The sequence below is a fragment of the Pseudomonas sp. TNT2022 ID1044 genome (genome assembly GCF_028656895.1).
Classification (GTDB): Bacteria; Pseudomonadota; Gammaproteobacteria; order Pseudomonadales; family Pseudomonadaceae; genus Aquipseudomonas; species Aquipseudomonas reinekei.
In genome coordinates, this window is record NZ_JAMDHB010000022.1 from 506,982 (window position 1) to 523,050 (window position 16,069).

At 60.1% G+C, this 16,069-nt stretch carries 13 protein-coding genes; 9 read left to right on the plus strand and 4 right to left on the minus strand.

The window, feature by feature from the left end; genetic code table 11:
* Positions 1–17 precede the first annotated feature (17 nt).
* From M5G20_RS24785 to M5G20_RS24800, 4 genes are all read left to right on the plus strand, one after another.
* The gene (locus M5G20_RS24785) at positions 18–2,609 is read left to right on the plus strand and encodes a glycosyltransferase (protein WP_273921307.1); all 2,592 of its coding nucleotides are present in this window, start codon (positions 18–20) and stop codon (positions 2,607–2,609) included.
* A 220-nt stretch (positions 2,610–2,829) separates the two neighbouring features.
* Positions 2,830–3,981, plus strand: coding sequence for a succinyl-diaminopimelate desuccinylase (gene dapE / locus M5G20_RS24790; protein WP_273921308.1), 1,152 nt, complete (start codon positions 2,830–2,832; stop codon positions 3,979–3,981).
* Complete coding sequence (locus M5G20_RS24795) at positions 3,981–4,790, plus strand: putative RNA methyltransferase (RefSeq protein WP_273921309.1); 810 nt, start codon at positions 3,981–3,983, stop codon at positions 4,788–4,790. Before dapE ends, M5G20_RS24795 begins: the two co-directional genes overlap by 1 nt.
* Before the next feature lie 76 nt (positions 4,791–4,866).
* Positions 4,867–5,244 (plus strand): hypothetical protein, encoded by a 378-nt coding sequence (locus tag M5G20_RS24800; RefSeq protein ID WP_020799880.1) that lies wholly within the window; start codon positions 4,867–4,869, stop codon positions 5,242–5,244.
* A gap of 106 nt (positions 5,245–5,350) precedes the next feature.
* Here the strand turns inward: M5G20_RS24800 and M5G20_RS24805 are convergent, their stop codons facing one another.
* Positions 5,351–5,560, minus strand: coding sequence for a cold-shock protein (locus M5G20_RS24805; RefSeq protein WP_007964248.1), 210 nt, complete (start codon positions 5,558–5,560; stop codon positions 5,351–5,353).
* 165 nt (positions 5,561–5,725) lie between these two features.
* On the opposite strand from M5G20_RS24805, the gene plsB reads away from it, so the two are divergent.
* From plsB to M5G20_RS24825, 4 genes are all read left to right on the plus strand, one after another.
* Complete coding sequence (gene plsB / locus M5G20_RS24810) at positions 5,726–8,218, plus strand: glycerol-3-phosphate 1-O-acyltransferase PlsB (protein WP_273921310.1); 2,493 nt, start codon at positions 5,726–5,728, stop codon at positions 8,216–8,218.
* A gap of 107 nt (positions 8,219–8,325) precedes the next feature.
* Positions 8,326–8,928, plus strand: coding sequence for a hypothetical protein (locus tag M5G20_RS24815; RefSeq protein ID WP_273921311.1), 603 nt, complete (start codon positions 8,326–8,328; stop codon positions 8,926–8,928).
* A 76-nt stretch (positions 8,929–9,004) separates the two neighbouring features.
* Complete coding sequence (locus tag M5G20_RS24820) at positions 9,005–9,403, plus strand: YbaY family lipoprotein (protein ID WP_273921312.1); 399 nt, start codon at positions 9,005–9,007, stop codon at positions 9,401–9,403.
* A gap of 24 nt (positions 9,404–9,427) precedes the next feature.
* Positions 9,428–10,117, plus strand: coding sequence for a DUF4197 domain-containing protein (locus M5G20_RS24825; RefSeq protein ID WP_150732084.1), 690 nt, complete (start codon positions 9,428–9,430; stop codon positions 10,115–10,117).
* A 75-nt stretch (positions 10,118–10,192) separates the two neighbouring features.
* Here the strand turns inward: M5G20_RS24825 and M5G20_RS24830 are convergent, their stop codons facing one another.
* Together M5G20_RS24830 and M5G20_RS24835 are read right to left on the minus strand one after the other, a co-directional pair.
* Entirely contained in the window at positions 10,193–13,258 is a 3,066-nt protein-coding gene (locus M5G20_RS24830) for an efflux RND transporter permease subunit (protein WP_273921314.1), read from the minus strand.
* Between the two features lie 6 nt (positions 13,259–13,264).
* Complete coding sequence (locus tag M5G20_RS24835; protein WP_273921315.1) at positions 13,265–14,365, minus strand: efflux RND transporter periplasmic adaptor subunit; 1,101 nt, start codon at positions 14,363–14,365, stop codon at positions 13,265–13,267.
* A 93-nt stretch (positions 14,366–14,458) separates the two neighbouring features.
* On the opposite strand from M5G20_RS24835, the gene M5G20_RS24840 reads away from it, so the two are divergent.
* The gene (locus M5G20_RS24840) at positions 14,459–15,097 is read left to right on the plus strand and encodes a TetR/AcrR family transcriptional regulator (RefSeq protein ID WP_273921316.1); all 639 of its coding nucleotides are present in this window, start codon (positions 14,459–14,461) and stop codon (positions 15,095–15,097) included.
* Positions 15,098–15,234: 137 nt separating this feature from the next.
* Here the strand turns inward: M5G20_RS24840 and M5G20_RS24845 are convergent, their stop codons facing one another.
* Positions 15,235–16,017 (minus strand): class I SAM-dependent methyltransferase, encoded by a 783-nt coding sequence (locus tag M5G20_RS24845; protein ID WP_443218322.1) that lies wholly within the window; start codon positions 16,015–16,017, stop codon positions 15,235–15,237.
* Positions 16,018–16,069: the final 52 nt, after the last annotated feature.

The following is a 16,069-nucleotide window of genomic DNA, read 5'->3' on the forward strand; positions in this document are numbered from 1 at the left end:
TGGAACCTGAAATAGCTATGTCATCGCGTAAATTTGGACTCAACCTGGTGGTGGTGCTCGCCATCGCTGCCTTGTTTACCGGCTTCTGGGCGTTGATCAATCGCCCGGTCACCGCTCCCAACTGGCCTGAACAAATCTCCGGCTTCTCGTATTCGCCGTTCCAGCAAGGTCAATTCCCACAAAAAGAACAGTACCCGACCGACGATCAAATGCGTCACGACCTGGAGATCATGAGCAAGCTGACGGACAACATCCGAACTTACTCGGTCGACGGCACGCTGGAGAACATCCCCAAACTGGCGGAAGAGTTCGGCCTGCGGGTAACGCTGGGGATCTGGATCAGCCCGGACCAGGAACGCAACGAACGGGAAATCACCCGCGCCATCGAAATCGCCAATTCCTCGCGCAGCGTGGTTCGCGTGGTGGTCGGTAACGAGGCGATCTTCCGCAAGGAAATCACCGCCCAGGAACTCAGCGTTCTGCTGGACCGCGTCCGTGCTGCCGTGAAAGTGCCGGTGACCACGTCCGAGCAGTGGCACGTCTGGGAAGAGCACCCGGAACTGGCCAGGCATGTCGACCTGATCGCCGCGCACGTTCTGCCGTACTGGGAGTTCGTTCCCATGGACAAGGCCGGGCAGTTCGTCCTCGACCGCGCCCGCGACCTGAAAAAGATGTTCCCGAAAAAACCGCTGCTGCTGTCCGAAGTGGGTTGGCCGAGCAACGGTCGCATGCGCGGTGGCGCCGATGCCTCGCCGGCAGACCAGGCGATCTATCTGCGAACCCTGGTCAACAAGCTCAACCGCCAAGGCTTCAACTACTTTGTGATCGAAGCGTTTGACCAGCCCTGGAAGGCCAGCGACGAAGGTTCCGTGGGCGCCTATTGGGGCGTGTTCAACGCCGCGCGCCAGCAGAAATTCAATTTCGAAGGCCCGGTAGTGGCGATTCCGCAATGGCGCGTACTGGCCATCGGTTCCGTGGTGCTGGCGCTGCTGTCGCTGACTTTGCTGATGATCGACGGTTCTGCCCTGCGTCAACGTGGCCGGACCTTCCTGACCTTTGTTGCGTTCCTGTGCGGTTCGGTGCTGGTGTGGATCGGTTATGACTACAGCCAGCAATACAGCACCTGGTTCAGCCTGACGGTTGGATTCTTGCTCGCCCTCGGTGCGCTCGGGGTGTTCATCGTGTTGCTCACCGAAGCCCATGAACTGGCAGAAGCCGTGTGGGTGCACAAACGCCGGCGCGAGTTCCTGCCGGTGGAAGGCGACTCCACGTACCGCCCGAAAGTCTCGATCCATGTGCCGTGCTACAACGAGCCGCCGGAGATGGTCAAACAGACCCTCAATGCCTTGGCCAACCTCGACTATCCGGACTTCGAAGTCTTGATCATCGACAACAACACCAAGGACCCGGCGGTCTGGGAACCGGTTCGCGACTATTGCGAAACCCTCGGCCCGCGCTTCAAGTTCTTCCACGTTGCGCCATTGGCCGGTTTCAAGGGCGGCGCGTTGAACTACCTGATTGCGCACACCGCCAAGGATGCGGAAGTGATCGCGGTGATCGACTCCGATTACTGCGTTGATCCGAACTGGCTCAAGCACATGGTGCCGCACTTCGCCGATCCGAAAATCGCCGTGGTGCAGTCGCCACAGGACTATCGCGACCAGAACGAAAGCACCTTCAAGAAGCTCTGCTACGCGGAATACAAAGGCTTCTTCCACATCGGCATGGTCACCCGCAACGACCGTGACGCGATCATCCAGCACGGCACCATGACCATGACTCGTCGCTCGGTGCTCGAAGAACTCGGCTGGGCTGACTGGTGCATCTGTGAAGACGCCGAACTGGGCCTGCGCGTGTTCGAAAAAGGCTTGTCGGCGGCGTATTACCACGACAGCTACGGCAAGGGCCTGATGCCCGATACCTTTATCGACTTCAAGAAACAGCGCTTCCGCTGGGCCTACGGTGCGATTCAGATCATCAAGCGTCACACCGCCAGCCTGTTGCGCGGCAAGGACACCGAACTGACCCGTGGCCAGCGCTACCACTTCCTCGCGGGCTGGTTGCCGTGGGTGGCGGACGGTATGAACATCTTCTTCACCGTCGGTGCGCTGTTGTGGTCGGCGGCGATGATCATCGTGCCGCAACGGGTCGATCCGCCGCTGCTGATTTTCGCGATCCCGCCGTTGGCGCTGTTCGTGTTCAAGGTCGGCAAGATCATCTTCCTCTACCGCCGTGCGGTGGGCGTGAACCTCAAAGATGCGTTCTGCGCGGCGCTGGCCGGGCTGGCGTTGTCGCACACCATCGCCAAAGCGGTGCTGTACGGCTTTTTCACCAGCAGCATTCCGTTCTTCCGCACGCCGAAAAATGCCGATAACCATGGCTTCTGGGTGGCGATTTCGGAAGCCCGCGAAGAGATGTTCATCATGATGCTGTTGTGGGGCGCGGCGCTGGGGATTTTCCTGGTGCAGGGTTTGCCGAGCAATGACATGCGCTTCTGGGTGACGATGTTGCTGGTGCAGTCGCTGCCGTACGTGGCGGCACTGATCATGGCGTTCCTGTCGTCGCTGCCGAAACCGGCATCCAGGGCTGAAACGGCACCTGCTGTCTAAATATGGGCGGATGCACTAAACGGCGGCCAATGGTCGCCGTTTTGCTTTAAGATAACCGCCATTTTGCGGGGCTTGGCGTGATATCCATCCCTGTGGGAGCCAGCCTGCTGGCGATGGCAATGTAACAATCACTGTTTATGTTGACTGCCACACCGCCATCGCCAGCAGGCTGGCTCCCACATTTAGTCCGCGCCCACATTCATGATTTCCGGAGTTTTCCATGACGGCCCACGCCGACCTTTCGCCGACCCTCCAACTCGCCATCGACCTGATCCGCCGTCCGTCCGTGACGCCGGTCGACGCCGATTGCCAGAAGCAGATGATGCAGCGCCTGGGCGATGCCGGTTTTGCACTCGAGCCGATGCGCATCGAAGATGTGGATAACTTCTGGGCCACCCACGGCAAACACGACGGTCCGGTGCTGTGCTTCGCCGGTCACACCGACGTAGTGCCGACCGGCCCGGTAGCCGCCTGGCAGATCGACCCGTTCAACGCGGTAATCGACGAACACGGCATGCTCTGCGGCCGTGGCGCGGCGGACATGAAAGGCAGCCTGGCATCGATGACCGTGGCCGCCGAGCGCTTTGTCGCCGACTACCCGGATCACAAGGGCAAGGTCGCGTTCCTGATCACCAGCGACGAAGAAGGCCCGGCGCATCACGGCACCAAGGCTGTGGTCGAGCGTCTGGCGGCGCGCAAGGAGCGTCTGGACTGGTGCATCGTCGGCGAACCGTCGAGCACCACGCTGGTGGGCGACGTGGTCAAGAACGGTCGTCGCGGCTCCCTCGGCGCCAGGCTGACCGTGCGCGGCAAGCAGGGCCATGTGGCTTATCCGCACCTGGCGAAAAACCCGATTCACCTCGCCGCCCCGGCACTGGCCGAACTGGCCGCCGAGCACTGGGACCACGGCAACGACTTCTTCCCGCCGACCAGTTTCCAGATCTCCAACGTCAATTCCGGGACCGGCGCGACCAACGTGATTCCGGGTGACCTGGTGGCGGTGTTCAACTTCCGCTTTTCCACCGAGTCCACCGTTGAAGGCCTGCAAAAGCGCGTCGCCGACATCCTCGACAAACACGCCCTGGACTGGCATATCGACTGGGCGCTGTCCGGTCTGCCGTTCCTCACCGAACCGGGCGCACTGCTCGACGCGGTGTCGTCGAGCATCAAGGACATCACGGGCCGTGAGACCAAAGCGTCCACCAGCGGTGGCACTTCCGACGGGCGTTTTATTGCGACGATGGGCACGCAAGTGGTTGAGTTGGGGCCGGTCAACGCGACCATCCACCAGGTCAACGAGCGGGTATTGGCGGCCGACCTCGATGTGCTGACCGAAATCTACTATCAGACCCTGATCAAGTTGCTCGCCTGATGCTCGCGTGTCCGATCTGCAGCGAACCGCTCAATGCGGTGGACAACGGCGTGGCCTGCCCCGCCGGGCATCGTTTCGACCGCGCGCGTCAGGGTTACCTGAACCTGTTGCCAGTGCAGCACAAGAACAGCCGTGACCCCGGGGATAACCAGGCGATGGTCGAAGCCCGCCGTGACTTCCTGAACGCCGGGCACTACGCGCCGGTGGCCAAGCGTCTGGCGGAGCTGGCAGCGAGCTATGCGCCGCAACGTTGGCTCGACATTGGTTGTGGCGAGGGTTACTACACCGCGCAAATCGCCGATGCCTTGCCGGATGCCGAAGGCTACGCCCTGGACATTTCCCGCGAAGCAGTCAAACGCGCCTGCAAACGCAATCCGAAACTGACCTGGTTGATCGCCAGCATGGCACGGGTGCCGTTGGCTTCCGGTAGCTGCCAGTTTCTGGCCAGCGTTTTCAGCCCGCTGGACTGGGATGAAGCGAAACGCCTGCTCAGCCCCGGCGGCGGCCTGATGAAAGTTGGACCGACCAGCGGCCACCTGATGGAATTGCGTGAGCGGCTGTACGACGAAGTCCGTGAATACATTGACGACAAGCACCTGGACCTGGTGCCGGAAGGCATGATGCTGGCGCACAGCGAGACGCTGACGTTCAAGCTGACACTGGTCAGTGGCCAGGACCGCGCCAACCTGTTGGCGATGACACCCCACGGCTGGCGCGCCAGTGCTGAGCGTCGTGCGGCGGTGATCGAGCAGGCCGAGCCGTTCGAGACCACCGTATCGATGCGCTACGATTACTTCGTTCTTCAATAACCCTTTGGCCTCGGGCACGTGCACGGGGCCGGCTAAATCCGCGAATGGATTTTTCAGACACGCAGTGAGGACATCCATGCGCCAACCCGATATCGAGATTTACCTGAAAGACGCCGACGTCGACCACAAAGCCATATCCGCGTGGCTCGGTGCGGCATTGGGTCCGTGCACCGACTGGGTCCAGAAAGGTCAGACCTACAAATGCAAGGCCGGCAACGTGCCGGTGACCTGGTTACCGAAAGCCGTAGGAAAGTGGAACAGCCTCTACCTGGAAAGTGACCAGACGCCGTGGGAAGACGACATCGCCTGCGCCCGCGCTGCGTTTGCCGCACTGAACGTCGAAGTGCGTTGTGCGCCGGGCAGCTGGGTCGAGGAAGAAGGGGAGGAAACGGCGGATCGCTGGATTCGCATCAGCGCCGATGGTGAAGAAGAGATCACCTGGAAAACCGCGTAATCCGAGAGCAATTTAAACCTGTAGGAGCCGGCTTGCTGGCGATCATGACGACGCGGTCTGCCTGACACTCCGTCATCGCTGGCAAGCCAGCTCCTACAAGGTCTTCTTACAAGCCGACGACGTCTTCGGCCTGCAAACCCTTCTCTCCCGTTACCACCGCATATTCAACCTGCTGGCCTTCGGTCAGCGAACGGTGGCCTTCACCGCGAATCGCGCGGTAATGCACGAACACGTCCACCCCGTCCTCGCGTTGAATAAAGCCGTAGCCCTTGGCGTCGTTGAACCACTTCACATTGCCGGTTTCGCGCGTAGCCATGTCAGTACCCCCTTTGTTTTTATTTTGAGCGGCCGAGTATATGACAGGCACAGAAACTCTCAACTACAGATTGGTTGACTGCTTTTTTGCCGATTTTCGACGAATCCGGCACACTATCGCCCTCCCGAGCAAACGCTCGGTTTTATTCACTCATGCAGAAGCCGTATGACCCGCTCCCCGTTCCGCCGTCTTGTGTTTGGCACCCTGCGCCGACTGTTGTATCTCTGGGTTCGCTCGGAGACGATCAACCAGTCGTCGTTCACCCTCAACCTCGACCGCAGTCGTCCGGTGTTCTACGTCCTGCAAAACCCTTCGCTGACCGACCTTGCGGTTGTCGACACCGAATGCAGCAAGGCCGGCCTGCCTCGCCCGGTGCTGCCGGTATCGGTGGGCAATCTGCTGGAACCGGCCGCGTTCTTCTACCTGACACCCGATCCCGACTGGCTTGGCCGTCAGGACAAGCGCGGCGCACCGCCGACCCTGACCCGCCTGGTCAGCGCCCTGAGCCAGAACGCCGCCGAAGACGCGCAAATCATTCCGGTCAGCGTGTTCTGGGGCCAGTCGCCCGACAGCGAATCGAGTCCGTGGAAACTGTTGTTCGCCGATAGCTGGGCCGTCACCGGCCGCTTGCGTCGCCTGCTCAGCATTATCGTGCTGGGGCGCAAGACCCGCGTGCAGTTCTCCGCGCCGATCCACCTGCGCGAACTGATCGACCACAACAAGGGCCACGAGCGCACCGTGCGCATGGCCCAGCGTATCCTGCGGATGCACTTCCGTAACCTGAAAGCCGCCGTCATCGGCCCGGACATTTCCCACCGTCGCAACCTGGTGAAGGGGCTGATCAACCAGCCTCTGGTCAAGCAAGCGATCCTTGAAGAAGCCGAGCGCGAGAACATCTCGCCGGAGAAAGCCAAGGCCCAGGCCCTGCGCTACGGTAACGAGATCGCCTCGGACTACACCTACACGGCCATCCGTTTCCTCGAAGTGGTGCTGAGCTGGTTCTGGAACAAGATCTACGACGGCATCAAGGTCAACCACATCGAAGGCGTGCAAAAGGTCGCCCAGGGTCACGAAGTGATCTACGTGCCGTGCCACCGCAGCCACATCGACTATCTGCTGCTGTCCTACTTGCTGTTCCGCAATGGCCTGACCCCGCCGCACATCGCCGCCGGGATCAACCTGAACATGCCGGTGATCGGCAGCCTGCTGCGCCGTGGCGGCGCGTTCTTCATGCGCCGCACGTTCAAGGGCAACCCGCTCTACACCTCGGTGTTCAACGAATACCTGCATACCCTGTTCACCAAAGGCTTCCCGGTGGAGTACTTCGTCGAGGGCGGCCGTTCGCGCACCGGGCGCATGCTGCAACCGAAAACCGGGATGCTGGCGATCACCCTGCGCAGCTTCCTGCGTTCGTCTCGCATGCCCATTGTGTTCGTGCCGGTGTACATCGGTTACGAGCGTGTGCTGGAGGGCCGGACGTATCTCGGCGAACTGCGCGGTGCGACCAAGAAGAAAGAATCGATCTTCGACATCTTCAAAGTCATCGGCGCGCTCAAGCAGCGCTTTGGCCAAGTGGCAGTGAACTTCGGCGAGCCAATCAAACTGGCCGAATTCCTCGACAGTGAACAGCCGGACTGGCGCCAACAGGAGCTCGGTCCGCAATTCAAACCGGCCTGGCTCAACGAAACCACCAACCGCCTTGGCGAGAAAGTCGCACAGCATCTCAACGAAGCGGCGGCGATCAACCCGGTCAACCTCGTCGCGCTGGCGCTGCTGTCCACCAGCCGCCTGGCCCTGGATGATCGCGCGATGGCGCGGGTGCTGGACCTGTATCTGGCGCTGTTGCGCAAGGTGCCGTACTCACCGCACACCACGTTGCCGGAAGGCGACGGCCGCGCGTTGATCGAGCACGTCAAGGACATGGACTTGCTGTCCGAGCAGAGCGATGCGTTGGGCAAGATTCTGTATCTGGATGAGCAGAACGCCGTCCTGATGACCTACTACCGCAACAACGTGCTGCACATTTTCGCGCTGCCGGCGCTGCTGGCGAGCTTCTTCCAGAGTGCGTCACGCATGAGCCGCGAGCAGATCCTGCGCTACACCCGCGCGCTGTATCCGTACCTGCAGGCGGAGCTGTTCATTCGCTGGTCGCTGGATGAGCTCGACGCGGTAATCGATCAATGGCTGGAAGCGTTCGTCGAGCAAGGCCTGTTGCGTTTCGAGAACGACGTCTACCTGCGTCCGGCACCGAGTTCGCGGCATTTCGTGTTGCTGACGCTGTTGTCGAAAAGCATCGCCCAGACCTTGCAGCGCTTCTACATGACCGTGTCCCTGCTGCTCAACAGTGGCCAGAACAGCATCAGCGCCGAAGAGCTGGAAGACCTGTGCACAGTCATGGCCCAGCGCCTCTCTATCCTGCATGGTTTGAACGCCCCGGAGTTCTTCGACAAGAGCCTGTTCCGCCACTTCATCCAGACCCTGCTCGATCTCGACGTGCTCAAGCGCGACGAAGCCGGCAAGCTGAGTTATCACGAACTGCTTGGCGAACTGGCCGAAGGTGCAGCTAAACGGGTACTGCCGGCGGAGATTCGCTTGTCGATCCGGCAGGTGGCGTTGCATCGCAGTGAAGATGCGGCGGATCTAATACCCTCTACTTAGTTTGAAACTTTAAGACAACTACCAAAAGAACACGGACGTTCTTTTAGCGCTCAACTTATGAATTAATAGCACTACTTCAATCAATCAATCACGAGACGGACTTCGCGATGAGCACTATCGACAACCAACACCAGTACATCACCCTCACCCTTAGTATGCCGCAAGACTATTACCCTCCTGACGATGGCGACGGTGAAACCCATATCAACGTCTATACCGCCCACACTAACCCTCCAACCAAAGTAGCTGAGCAGTCATATTGCGTATTGCGCGGCGGTCGCTGGAACTACTCGTTCCCACATAACCATGATGATGTGAGCGTCAAATACCTTATAAAGGTCAACATGACTCACAACGGTATTCCGCTGCTGATCGATCTGGACTACTTCGTGGTAGTTCATCGTGCGCCACACCGACAGACTATTAATCTAAGCCCGATTGGTCGGCTCTTTGTTCAGACACAGGAGCCTCGGATCATTGAACCTGAGCACGCACTGACTATTGCCGCCCATCAACACGACGCTACCGATGTACAACTCACACAAGTCACGATCAGCGAACAGATGGCCACCTCGTTTTACCTGGAATACGATCCCGATTCAGTCGCTCCAGGCAAACGCTATACCCTAACGGGTACTGAAAACAGATATCGCAACCCGATTTCGGTTTATCCGGAGTCCGTTGTACTTAACCCGATACCTGACCAGTAACCAACGTTGCCGGAAAATCCGCTAGATTATTGTTGGCGTCCGTCCTCTTGGGCGCCAATGACAAGGATCCGCCCCCATGAAAAAACTTTCTCTCCTTGGGCTCGTCGCCCTGCTGGGAGCCTGCCAATCCATGCAGCCTGCGCCTAAAGCCAGCCTCGATGGCGAGGTGTTCTATCTGCAACGCATCGCCCTGCCACCGAACGCGACCCTCAGCGTCAGCCTGCAGGACATCTCACTCGCCGACGCCCCGGCGAAGATCATCGACGAACAACGAGGCCCGGTAAAAGGTCAGGTACCATTGGCGTTCCATCTCAGCTACGACCCGCTGAAGATAGAACCCAACCACCGTTACTCAGTGAGTGCCCGCATTGAAGTCGACGGCCAACTGATGTTTATTACCACCGAAAATCACGCCGTGCGACTGGACGGTTCCGACCCACAGCCGGTGAAGGTCCGCGTCGATCCGGCCCGCTAAGTGTTTTCGAAAAAGGAAGTTGCCATGTTCCGCCCTACCCTCCGTTTCGCCGGCCTGTGTGCAGGTTTGATGATCTCCGCCAGCGCCCTGGCGCTGTCCCTTGGCGACCTGTCACAGAAAGACGCCACCGGCGGACTCAAGGACGCCCTGACCCAAGGCGCGCAACTGGCCGTGAAACAACTCGGCACCCCGGGCGGTTTCAGCAACAACCCGGACGTAAAAATCGAACTGCCGGGCAAGCTGGGCAAGGTCGCCAGCAAAATGAAACAGTTCGGCATGGGCGATCAGGTCGATCAGTTGGAAACCAGCATGAACAAAGCGGCGGAAACCGCTGTGACCCAGGCCCAGCCGATCCTCGTGGATGCGGTGAAGAAAATGTCCGTGGAAGACGCCAAGGGCATCCTCAGCGGCGGCAACGATTCGGCTACGCAATACCTGAACAAGACCAGCCGTGAACAGATCCGCGCCAAGTTCCTGCCGATCGTCAAGCAGGCCACCGACCAGGTTGGCCTGGCCAAGCAGTACAACTCGTTCGCCGGGCAAGCCGCAACCATGGGTGTGATCGATACCAAGAACGCCAACATCGAAAGCTACGTCACCGAACAGGCGTTGAATGGCTTGTTCGAAATGATCGGCAAACAGGAAGAAACCATCCGCCAGAACCCGGCGGCGGCGGCGACCAGTTTGGCGAAGAAGGTGTTTGGTACCCTGTAAATATCAACACCGATCCCCTGTAACAGGAGCTGCCGCTGACTGCGCCAGCTCCTGCAGGTGCACACGCTCCAACCATCAAACCGTTTCTTTCTTGACCCGAAACCAGGCCGCATAGAGCGCTGGCAAAAACAGCAGCGTCAACGCCGTCGCCACAATCAGCCCGCCCATGATCGCCACCGCCATCGGCCCGAAAAACACACTGCGCGACAGCGGAATCATCGCCAAAACCGCCGCCAGCGCCGTCAACACGATCGGCCGGAACCGCCTGACCGTCGCCTCGATAATCGCCTGCCAAGGCTTGAGCCCCGCCGCGATATCCTGCTCGATCTGATCCACCAGAATCACCGAGTTACGCATGATCATCCCGGACAACGCGATGGTCCCGAGCATCGCGACAAAACCGAACGGCTGGCGGAACACCATCAAGAACAGCGTCACCCCGATCAGCCCCAACGGCGCCGTCAGAAACACCATCGCCGTGCGCGAGAAGCTGCGCAATTGCAGCATCAGCAAGGTCAATACCACCACGATGAACAACGGCACGCCCGCCTTCACCGAGTTCTGCCCACGGGCTGAATCCTCGACGGTGCCACCCACATCCAGCAAATAGCCATCCGGCAATTCAGCGCGAATCGGATCGAGTGTCGGCATGATCTGCTGCACCAGCGTCGCGGGTTGCTCCTTGCCATAAATATCGGCACGAACGGTGACGTTCGGCAACCGGTTACGGTGCCAGATCACACCCTCTTCAAAGCCGTACTCCAGCGTCGCAATCTGCGACAGCGCCACGCTGCGACCGTTGTCGGTCGGTACCGCCAGGCTTGGCAGCAACGACAACTCGGTGCGCTCATGCAAGGTGCCGCGCAGCAGGATCTCGATCAATTCGTTGTCTTCGCGGTACTGGCTGACGCTGGAACCGGTCAGCGAGCTTTGCAGGAACTTCGACAGGTTCGCCGTGCTCACGCCGAGCGCCCGGGCGCGGTCCTGATCGATGTTCAGGTAGATGACTTTGCTCGGCTCTTCCCAATCCAGGTGGACGTTGGACACGTGCGGGTTCTCGCGAACCTTCGCCGCGACTTTGCGCGCCAGCGCCCGGACTTCCTCGATGTGTTCACCCGTGACCCGGAACTGAACCGGATAGCCAACCGGCGGGCCGTTTTCCAGACGCGTCACCCGTGAGCGCAAGGCCGGGAATTGCTCGTTGAGCGTTGCGATCAGCCAGGTGCGCAGGCTTTCGCGCTCCTCGATGGTTTTCGCCAACACGACAAACTGGGCGAAGCTCGCCGCAGGTAGTTGCTGATCCAGCGGCAGGTAGAAACGCGGCGAACCGGTGCCAACGTAAGCGACGTAATTGTCGATCCCGGCCTTGTCCTTGAGCAGTGCTTCGAGGCGCTTGACCTCATCGGCGGTGTTGCTCAGAGAAGCGCCTTCGGCCAGTTTCAGGTCGACCATCAGTTCCAGACGGCCGGATGCCGGGAAGAACTGTTGCGGTACGAAGCGGAACAGCACGATGGAGGCAATGAACAGCACAACGGTCGCCGTGATCACGGTTTTGCGCCAACGGACGCACCATTCCACCAGGCGCCGAACGCGCTGATAAAACGGCGTAGCGTACGGGTCAGGTTGGCCGGCACCGTGTTTGGCGGCGTGAATCTTCGCCAGATCCGGCAGCAGTTTTTCCCCCAGATAAGGCACAAACAATACCGCCGCCACCCACGACGCCAACAGCGCGATGGTCACCACCTCGAAGATTGAGCGGGTGTATTCGCCAGTGCCCGACTGCGCCGTGGCAATCGGCAGGAAACCAGCCGCCGTGATCAGCGTGCCGGTGAGCATCGGGAACGCGGTACTGGTCCAGGCATAGCTCGCGGCTTTGATCCGGTCGAAGCCCTGCTCCATTTTGATCGCCATCATTTCCACGGCGATGATCGCGTCGTCCACCAGCAAGCCCAGGGCCAGCACCAGCGCACCGAGGGAAATCTTGTGCAGACCGATGCCCAGGTAATACATGCAGGCGAAGGTCATCGCCAACACCAGCGGAATCGCCAGCGCCACCACCATGCCGGTGCGCACGCCAAGGGAGAAGAAGCTCACCAGCAGCACGATAGCCAGCGCTTCCACCAGAACCTGGACGAACTCGCCGACACCGGTTTTCACGGCGGCGGGCTGATCGGACACCTTGCGCAATTGCATCCCGGCCGGGAGGTTTTTCTGGATGCGGTCGAATTCCACTTCCAGTGCCTTGCCCAACACAAGGATGTCGCCGCCGTCCTTCATTGCGACCGCAAGCCCAATGGCGTTCTCAGCCATGAAGCGCATGCGCGGTGCCGGCGGATCGTTGAACCCACGGCGCACGTCAGCCACATCGGAGATGCGGAAGGTCCGATCACCGACCCGTATCGGAAAGTTTTTTATCTCATCGACTGTCTGAAAATTCCCCGAGACTCGTAGCTGCAATCGCTCGCTGCTGGTTTCGAAGAAGCCAGCGGTGGACACCGCGTTCTGTTCTTCAAGCGCCTGCTGCACCGCCGCCAACGGCAAGCCGAGGGTGGCGAGTTTGACGTTGGAGAGTTCGATCCAGATCTTTTCGTCCTGCAGCCCGAGCAGTTCGACCTTGCCTACATCCTTGACCCGTTGCAGCTGGATCTGGATGCGGTCGGCGTAATCCTTGAGCACGGCGTAGTCGAAACCATCGCCGGTGAGGGCGTAGATGTTGCCGAAGGTGGTGCCGAATTCATCGTTGAAAAACGGCCCTTGAATCCCCGGCGGCAAAGTATGGCGGATGTCGCTGACCTTCTTGCGCACCTGATACCAGAGTTCCGGGATGTCCACCGAGTGCATGGAGTCGCGGGCAATGAACGTCACCTGGGACTCGCCCGGGCGGGAGAACGAGACGATGCGATCGTACTCACCGGTTTCCATCAGCTTCTTTTCAATGCGCTCGGTGACCTGGCGCGAGACTTCCTGCGCCGTCGCCCCCGGCCAGTTGGTGCGGATCACCATGGCCTTGAAGGTGAACGGCGGGTCTTCGCTTTGGCCGAGTTTGGTGTAGGACAGTGCGCCAACGATCGCCAGCAAGAGCATCAGGAACAGTACGATCTGGCGGTTGCGCAGCGCCCAGGCGGAAAGATTGAAACCCATCGGGGATTACTCCTTGTCGGCCAGGTTGACCACGCGGTTGGAGCGATCCACCGGGCGCACTTGCTGCCCGTCGAGAAGCACATGGACGCCGGCGGCCACTACCCAGTCGCTGGCGTTGAGGCCTTCGAGCACCGGCACGGTTTTCTCACCGAAGGCACCGACCCGCACCGGGGTCCTCTTCAAGGTGTTGTTGGCGCTGACGACCCAGACATAAGTGACGCCGTTTTCCGCCGTCAGTGCAGAAAGCGGCACTGACAACGGCACCGCTTCGGCTGTCTGCACGAACACCCGGGCGCTCTGGCCAAGTTCGGCCGCCACCTTGCCACCGGTGAACGCGATGCGAGCCGCGAAGGTGCGGGACTTTGGATCGGCCGCAGGCGACAGTTCACGAATGCGCCCGGCGAAACGCTGATCCGGTTGCGTCCACAGTTCCACCGACACTTCCTGCCCCACCTTGAAACGGCCAAAGCTCTGTTCCGGCAGGCTGATCAACACTTCGCGCTCGCCATCGGTGGCCAGGGTAAACACCGTTTGTCCGGCCGCGACCACTTGCCCGACTTCCACCGCGCGCTTGGCCACCACGCCGTCCTGCGGCGCACGCAGCACCGCGTAACTGGCCTGGTTGGTCGATACGTTGAATTCGGCTTTGATTTGCTTGAGACGCGCTTCACCGGAGCGGTAAAGGTTTTCGTGATTATCGTACTGCGAGCGGCTGACCAGCTGACGTTCCATCAGCGTTTTATAGCGATCACGCTCGGCGCGCACCATGTTCAGGTTGGCTTCGGCGGCAGCGACCTGGGCGCGAGTGGCCTCCAGTTGCAGGCGTACGTCCTGGGGGTCGAGCTCGGCCAGCGGTTGATCGGCCTTGACCCGCTGCCCCTCATCGACCAGTCGTCGGCTGACTTTGCCGCCGATGCGGAACGCCAGATCCGGTTCATAGCGGGCACGGACTTCACCGGGATAGCTTTCCATTGCCTGCGACGAAGGCTCTGGCTGAACCACCATGGCCGGGCGAACGCTGACTTTCGGCGCCTCTTCGTGACCACACGCAGTCAATAAAAACGCCAGACTGACTGGCAATGCGAGGGGCAAGGCATAGCGGAACATGGTGAAGGACCTTTCGCTAATGGTGCTTGGAATAATTATACTGACGAGTATGTTATTAATACCAAACTCACCAGTCCAGTAATAAAAGCGAATATGCCGAACAATCCTTCAGCACCCAATGGCCCAGGCAGACCCAAGGATTTGGTCAAGCGCCAGGCCATTCTCGATGCGGCGAAAACGCTGTTTCTGAGTAAGGGTTATGCCAACACCAGCATGGATGCCGTCGCAGCCGAGGCCGGGGTGTCGAAGTTGACGGTCTACAGCCATTTCAACGACAAGGAGACGCTGTTCTCCGCCGCCGTAATGGCCAAGTGCGAAGAACAATTGCCGACGCTATTTTTTGAATTGCCGGAAGGCGTTTCGGCGGAAACCGTGCTGCTGAACATCGCCCGCGGTTTTCATCATCTGATCAACAGTGACGAGTCGCTGAACCTGCATCGCCTGATCATGGCCTTGGGTAGCCAGGATCCGAAATTGTCGCTGATCTTCTTCGAGGCTGGCCCCCAGCGCATGTTGCAGGGCATGGAGCGGTTGCTGACCAAGGTCGATCAGAGTGGCGTGCTGAGCATCGATAAACCGCGCAATGCAGCGGAACACTTCTTCTGCCTGCTCAAGGGCGCGGCAAATTTCCGGTTGCTGTTTGGCTGTGGCGAACCATTGGATGACGAGGCCGCCGAGAGCCATGTGCAGGAAGTGGTGGCGTTGTTCATGCGGGCGTATCGGCCTGAGTGAGCCTGATGGGCTTGTTGTGTCTGAACAGGCGCTATCGCTGGCAAGCCAGCGCCTGCAGGGCCGGAGGTGTTCAGTAAACCCGAGGCCGACACAAATCCTGTAGGAGCCGGCTTGCCAGCGATGAAGACGACTCGGTCTTAAAGCTTGAGCGCCTTCTTCGGATAAATGTCATACCGGCTGGACTTGCCATCCAGTGCATGACTCGGCTTCGGCCCTTCGATACACGGCGCCTTGCGTGGGCGCTTGACCACCACCCGGTGGCTGGCCAGGGCCAGTGCCGCTTCAAGCAACGCCGGCGCATCCGGGTCATCACCCACCAACGGCCGGAACAGGCGCATTTCCTTTTTCACCAGCGCGGTTTTCTCACGGTGCGGGAACATCGGGTCGAGATAGATCACCTGTGGCGGCTCGCCTTCCCAGTTGCGCATCACCTCAATCGAGTTGCCCTTGAGTAAACGCATCCGCGCCACGATGGGCGCCACCTCGAAATCTTCCGCGCCACGGGCCAGACCATCCTCGAGCAAGGCGCCAATCAATGGCTGGCGTTCGATCAGGCTCATCTCGCAGCCGAGGCTGGCCAGCACGAACGCATCCTTGCCCAGCCCCGCCGTGGCATCCAGCACCCGCGGACGCACGCCCTGCGCGACGCCAACAGCCTTGGCGATCATCTGCCCGCTGCCACCGCCGTACAAACGACGATGCGCCGCGCCCCCCTCGACGAAGTCCACCCGCACCGGCCCCGGTGCATCCGGTCCCAGCTGTTGCAGCTGTAAACCCTGGTCGCCCACCTGCAACGCGAACTCACCCTCATCCACCTGCAGCGGCAGGCCCAGACGCTCGGCCCATTGCTCGGCTTGGGGTTCGAAGGCTGCGCTCAACGCCTCGACATGGATGCGGCAGGCCGCGGGTTGATCAATCATCGGAAAACACGCTCAAAAAATTAATGATCGGCAAAAACGGCCGATAACAAAA